This is a genomic window from Agromyces sp. P1_H4, assembly GCF_056405255.1.
Map to the genome: position 1 here is coordinate 1 of NZ_JBFUCL010000253.1, position 5,564 is coordinate 5,564.

Consider the following 5,564-nt stretch of genomic DNA (forward strand, 5'->3'; position numbering starts at 1 on the left):
CGTCTGGGCGATCGGGTCGGGGCAGGCTGCGACGCCCGCGCAGGCGGAACAGGTGTGTTCCGCGCTTCGTGCGCTCATCGCCGAACTGCTCGGCGACGACGTGGCCTCGGCCACGCGCATCCTCTACGGCGGATCGGTGAAGGCGTCGAACATCGCGTCCTTCCTTCGGGAGCCCAACGTGGACGGTGCGCTCGTCGGCGGCGCGAGCCTCGACATCGACGAGTTCTCGAGCATCGTCCGGTTCAAGAAGCACGTCGGCGCGTAGGCGCTTCGCGCCACGGGCGGAGCCGCGGGTGCGGCTATACTCGATTGTCGGCACTGACACCCTGCGTCGTGCCCGGAAAGGTTCACCGTGGAGATTCTCCAGGTCGTCCTGCAGGTGCTGCTCGGTCTCACGAGCCTCCTGCTGACGCTGCTCATCCTGCTGCACAAGGGCCGTGGCGGCGGTCTGTCCGACATGTTCGGCGGCGGCGTCACGTCCAGCCTCGGCGCGTCCGGTGTGGCCGAGCGCAACCTCAACCGGATCACGGTGATCCTGGCGCTCATCTGGATCACGTGCATCGTGGTGCTGGGTCTCATCACCAAGTTCGACGCCGGAATCTGACGGGAACGCCATGGCATCAGGAAACAGCGCCATCCGGGGCTCGCGCGTCGGCGCGGGACCGATGGGCGAACAGGACCGCGGATTCCACGCCGATCGGGTGGCCGTGAGCTACTGGGACGCGCAGGGCAACGAGACCGTGCGGTACTTCGCGGCGAGCCTCCCCGAGGAGGAGATCCCCGAGATCATCGACAGCCCGTCGACCGGCCTTCCCGCCGGCCGCGACAAGGAGAACCCGCCCTTGGTCTCCAAGCTCGAGCCGTACAAGACGCACCTCGCCTACGTGAAGGAGCGGCGCACCGACGAGGAAGCCGCCGCGCTCCTCGAGGAGGCGCTGACGCAGCTCCGCGCCCGTCGCGGGCAGTCGGCTCCCCAGGACTGACGCACCGAACCGCATCGCAGACGACGAACGGGGCCAGCCGGAAGGCTGGCCCCGTTCGCGTCTGCTCGGTGCGAGCGACTCAGTAGTCCCGTGCGATGAGCGACTCGGGCACCTCGGCCGCGGCATCCGCGTCGACGAAGAAGACCGTGCGTCGCCGACCCTTGATGCCCGCGACCGGCACCTCGTCACGGCTCGCGCCGGCGAGGGCGAGGCCGAGTGCGGAGGCCTTGTCGGCCCCGGCGAGCACCAGCCAGATGCGTTGCGACGAGTTGATCACCGGGCGCGTGAGGCTGAGCCGCTCGGGCGGCGGCTTGGGGGAGTTGCGCACCGGGATGACGGTGCGATCCGTCACCTGGATGCCGGACCGGTGCGGGAAGAGCGAGGCGATGTGCCCGTCGGGCCCCACGCCGAGGAAGGTGATGTCGAAGATCGGGTGATCGAGCCCGTCGACGCCGTGCTGCGAGAGCTCCGCCGCGTAGTCCTCGGCGGCCTCGTCGAGGCTCATGCCCGAATCGGATGCCGGGAACGGGTGCACGTTCTCGGACGGCACGTCGAGGTCGCCGAGGAGGGCGACGCGCGCCTGCTCGTCGTTCCGCTCGCCGTCACCGCCGGGCACCCACCGCTCGTCGCCCCACCAGAAGTGCACCCTCGACCAGTCGATCGAGGTGCTCGCCGGCGATGCGGCGACGGCTTCCAGGACGGCCGAACCCATCGAGCCACCGGTCAGCACCACGTGGGCGACCGCCTGGGCGTCGAGGATGTCGAGCATCTTCGTGATGAACCGCGCCGACACGGAACTCGCCAATGACGCCTTGTCGGGATGGACGAGCACCCGCCGTTCATTCGTCATGCATGGGCTCCTCACGCCTCGGGATCGCCGAGCAGCGACAGGCCACTCGTGATCACTTCACCGTACAACTCATCGGGATCGAGGCGACGGAGTTCGTCGGCGAGGCAGTCGCGCAGGTTGCGGCGCGGCAGCGGCACGTCGTGCACGGGCTGGCCGGGCTGGCGCAGCGTCGCGATTCCGGGGATGTCGCGGACCAGTTCGACCTCGCCGCTCTCCCGTTCGAGGTGCACGCCGTGGATGCCGTGCGAGCCGGCGTCGACGGGCGTGAGCTCGTACGTCGTCGGCGCGTCGAGCTGCAGCCGCAGCCACGCCGCCAGGAGGGTCGTCGACGGGGAGTCGATCGCCCCGGTCACGCGCACGCTCGTGATCTGCTCGTACGGCGGCTGGTCGAGCACCGCGGCGAGCTGGGCGCGCCACAGGGTGAGGCGCGTCCACGCGAAGTCGGCATCGCCGGGGGTGTAACTGGACGCGAGCCGCGCCAGCGCACCCTGCGGGTCGGGCTGCGTCGAGGCATCCGTGATGCGTCGGTGGGCGATGCGCCCGAGCGCCGCCTCACCGGGCACCTCGGGTGCCGCCCCGGGCCACCAGGTGACGACCGGCGCATCGGGCAGGAGAAGGGCCATGACGAGGCTCTCCTCGTCGCGGGCTGCATCGCCGCAGGCGCGGAGCACGATGACCTCGCTCGCGCCGGCGTCGCCGCCCACTCGGATCTCGGCGTCGAGCCGTGCCGCCGTGTCGGGCAGCTCGTGCGGATCGCTCGAGACCACGATGACCCGCATGGGGTGCTCACGCGAGGCGTCGTTCGCCGCCTCGATCGCCTCCTCCTCGCTGCCGGGCGCGGTGGCGATGACGAGGGTGAGCACACGGCCCAAGGCGACGACGCCGCCCTCCTCGCGGATCTTCACCAGGGTCTTGGAGACCTGGCTGGTCGTCGTGTCGGGAAGTTCGACGATCATGGGCGCCTCCAGCTACGTCCGTCGCGGTGCAGGAGCTCGTCTGCCGAGCTCGGACCCCAGGTTCCGGGGCGGTACTGCTCGGGCTGACCCTGCGTCGCCCAGAACTCCTCGATGGGGTCGAGGATCTTCCAGGAGAGCTCGACCTCCTCCTGGCGGGGGAACAGCGGCGGGTCGCCCAGCAGCACGTCGAGGATGAGCCGCTCGTAGGCCTCGGGGCTCGCCTCGGTGAAGGCGTGTCCGTAGCCGAAGTCCATCGTGACGTCGCGCACCTGCATGCCCGCACCCGGCACCTTGGAGCCGAAGCGGATGGTGACGCCCTCGTCGGGCTGCACGCGGATGACGAGGGCGTTCTGTCCGAGCTGCGAGGTCTGGCTGTCGGCGAAGACCTGCTGGGGCGCACGCTTGAAGACCACGGCGATCTCGGTCACGCGCCGTCCGAGGCGCTTCCCGGCACGCAGGTAGAACGGCACACCGGCCCACCGGCGAGTGCCGATCAGCAGCTTCATCGCCGCATAGGTCTCGGTCGTCGACTCGGGGTTCATGCCGTCCTCGTCGAGGAATCCGACGACCTTCTCGCCGCCCTGCCATCCGCCCGAGTACTGGCCGCGCGCCGTTCCCGTGGCCAGGTCGTCGGGCAGGCGCACCGCGGACAGGATCTTCTCCTTCTCGGCGCGGAGGTCTGCCGCGTCGAACGAGATCGGCTCCTCCATGGCGGTGAGGGCGAGCAGCTGCAGCAGGTGGTTCTGGATGACGTCGCGGGCCGCGCCGATGCCGTCGTAGTAGCCGGCTCGGCCGCCGACGCCGATGTCCTCGGCCATGGTGATCTGCACGTGGTCGACGAAGTTCGCGTTCCAGATGGGCTCGTAGAGCTGGTTGGCGAAGCGGAGGGCCAGGATGTTCTGGACGGTCTCCTTGCCGAGGTAGTGGTCGATGCGGAACACCGAGTCGGGTGGGAACACGGAGGCCACGACGTCGTTGAGCTCGCGCGCCGACTGCAGGTCGGAGCCGAACGGCTTCTCGATGACCACGCGACGCCACTGGTTGTCGCGCTGCTCGGTGAGTCCCGACCGCTTCAGCTGCTCCGTGACGAGCGGGAACGACTTCGGCGGGATCGACAGGTAGAACGCGTGGTTGCCCATGGTGCCGCGCTCACGGTCGAGCTCGTCGACGACCGCGTGGAGGCGGTCGAACGCCGCGTCGTCGTCGAAGTCGCCCTGGACGAAGCGGATGCCGCGTGCGAGCTGCTTCCATACGTCCTCACGGAACTCGGTGCGGGCGTACTGCCGCACCGAGTCGTGCACGACCTTCTCGAAGTCCTGGTCGTCCCAGTCCCGGCGCGCGAAGCCGACGAGCGCGAAGCCCGGGGGCAGGAGCCCCCGGTTCGCGAGGTCGTACACCGCCGGCATGAGCTTCTTGCGGGACAGGTCGCCGGTCACCCCGAAGATGATGAGGCTCGAGGGGCCGGCGATCCGATTGAGGCGGTAGTCCTTGGGCGAGCGCAGCGGATTGTGCTGCGCGGAGATCTCTGCCGGGGCCATGGGATCCTTCCGCGGATCAGCCGACGGCGTCGAACAGCGTCGCGATATTCGCGGCGGGGTCCGTCAGCGTCAGGGTGAGCACCGGGCGGCCGTGCTCGGCGAGCACGCTCGCGTCGCCCGACGCCTGCGCGGCGATGAGCTCACCGAAGGTGAAGGGACGGTCGGGGATCGCGAGGTCCTCGGCCGGCGTCTCGGTGATCTGCAGGAACACGCCGACGGCGGGGCCGCCCTTGTGGAACTGGCCGGTGGAGTGGAGGAAGCGCGGACCCCAGCCGAACGTGACGGGGCGGCCGGCACGCGCCGCGAGCCGGTCGCGCAGCTGCGCCAGCTCGGGGTGGGCGACGCGGTCGACGTACGCCTGCACCGAGATGTAGCCGTTCGAGGGCAGCTCCTCGAGCAGGACGTCGATCGCCGACACCAGGTCGCTCGCGGCGCCGATGACGTGGGGCGTGCCGCGCACCTCGATGCCGTCGGCGACGAAGGCCGCGGGTGCCGGCTCGGGCCGCGCGTCGAGCAGTCCGCGCGCCGCGATCTTCGCGGACTCGACGTCGGGCTGGTCGAACGGGTTGATGCCGAGCAGGCGCCCGGCGACCGCCGTGGCGTACTCCCACACGAGCAGCTGGGCGCCGAGGCTGCCCGAGACGCGGATCTCGCCGGTGTCGTGGTGGCTGAAGATCTGGTCGCCGGCGTCGTCGACGACGCGCACCACCTGCACGTCGGGGAGGTCGGCCTTCAGCTCGGGCGCGTCGACGTCGAGGACGACGGGGAGGATGCCCTTGCCCTCCTTGCCCGTCGACTCGGCGATGAGCTGCTCGGCCCAGTCCGCGAAGCCCACGATGTGGGTGCCGTCGGCGACGATCGCGAGCTTGTCGCGCAGCGGCTCGGTGGCGGCGATGGCGGCGCCGAGCACCAGTCCGGGGTTCTCGGGGCTGTCGATCGCGAGCGAGAGCTCGATGGTCTCGGCCTCGTCGAGGATCTCGGCGATGTCGGCGCCGGCGAGCCCCGACGGCACGAGGCCGAACGCGGTGAGGGCCGAGTAGCGCCCGCCGACCGTGGGGTCGGCGTKGAACACGCGGTAGCCGGCGGCACGAGCCGACTCGTCGAGCGGCGAGCCCGGGTCGGTCACGACGATGATGCGCGTCGTCGGGTCGATGCCCGCGTCGCGGAACGCCTGCTCGTACACCCGGCGCTGGCTGTCGGTCTCGACCGTCGATCCGGACTTGGAGGACACGACGAG

7 protein-coding genes are annotated in these 5,564 nt (G+C 70.4%); 3 read left to right on the plus strand and 4 right to left on the minus strand.

From position 1 onward, the window contains the following. From AC1DY2_RS14345 to AC1DY2_RS14355, 3 genes are all read left to right on the plus strand, one after another. Positions 1–265, plus strand: a 265-nt coding sequence (locus tag AC1DY2_RS14345) for a triose-phosphate isomerase (RefSeq protein ID WP_476763044.1), incomplete at its 5' end; no start/stop codon positions are given. An 87-nt stretch (positions 266–352) separates the two neighbouring features. Next, positions 353–604, plus strand: a complete 252-nt coding sequence (gene secG, locus AC1DY2_RS14350; RefSeq protein WP_159599832.1) for a preprotein translocase subunit SecG — start codon at positions 353–355, stop codon at positions 602–604. Positions 605–614: 10 nt separating this feature from the next. Continuing rightward, on the plus strand, positions 615–983 hold the full coding sequence (locus AC1DY2_RS14355) for an RNA polymerase-binding protein RbpA (RefSeq protein ID WP_309978748.1): 369 nt from the start codon (positions 615–617) through the stop codon (positions 981–983). Positions 984–1,062: 79 nt separating this feature from the next. Here the strand turns inward: AC1DY2_RS14355 and pgl are convergent, their stop codons facing one another. The 4 genes from pgl to AC1DY2_RS14375 all read right to left on the minus strand — a co-directional run. Beyond that, the gene (gene pgl / locus AC1DY2_RS14360; RefSeq protein ID WP_476763045.1) at positions 1,063–1,833 is read right to left on the minus strand and encodes a 6-phosphogluconolactonase; all 771 of its coding nucleotides are present in this window, start codon (positions 1,831–1,833) and stop codon (positions 1,063–1,065) included. Positions 1,834–1,844: 11 nt separating this feature from the next. Further along, entirely contained in the window at positions 1,845–2,789 is a 945-nt protein-coding gene (locus tag AC1DY2_RS14365; RefSeq protein WP_309978744.1) for a glucose-6-phosphate dehydrogenase assembly protein OpcA, read from the minus strand. Beyond that, the gene (gene zwf / locus AC1DY2_RS14370; RefSeq protein ID WP_309978742.1) at positions 2,786–4,327 is read right to left on the minus strand and encodes a glucose-6-phosphate dehydrogenase; all 1,542 of its coding nucleotides are present in this window, start codon (positions 4,325–4,327) and stop codon (positions 2,786–2,788) included. The genes AC1DY2_RS14365 and zwf overlap by 4 nt, the downstream gene beginning before the upstream one ends. A gap of 16 nt (positions 4,328–4,343) precedes the next feature. Continuing rightward, the coding region (locus AC1DY2_RS14375; RefSeq protein ID WP_476763046.1) for a glucose-6-phosphate isomerase at positions 4,344–5,564 on the minus strand (1,221 nt) is incomplete at its 5' end.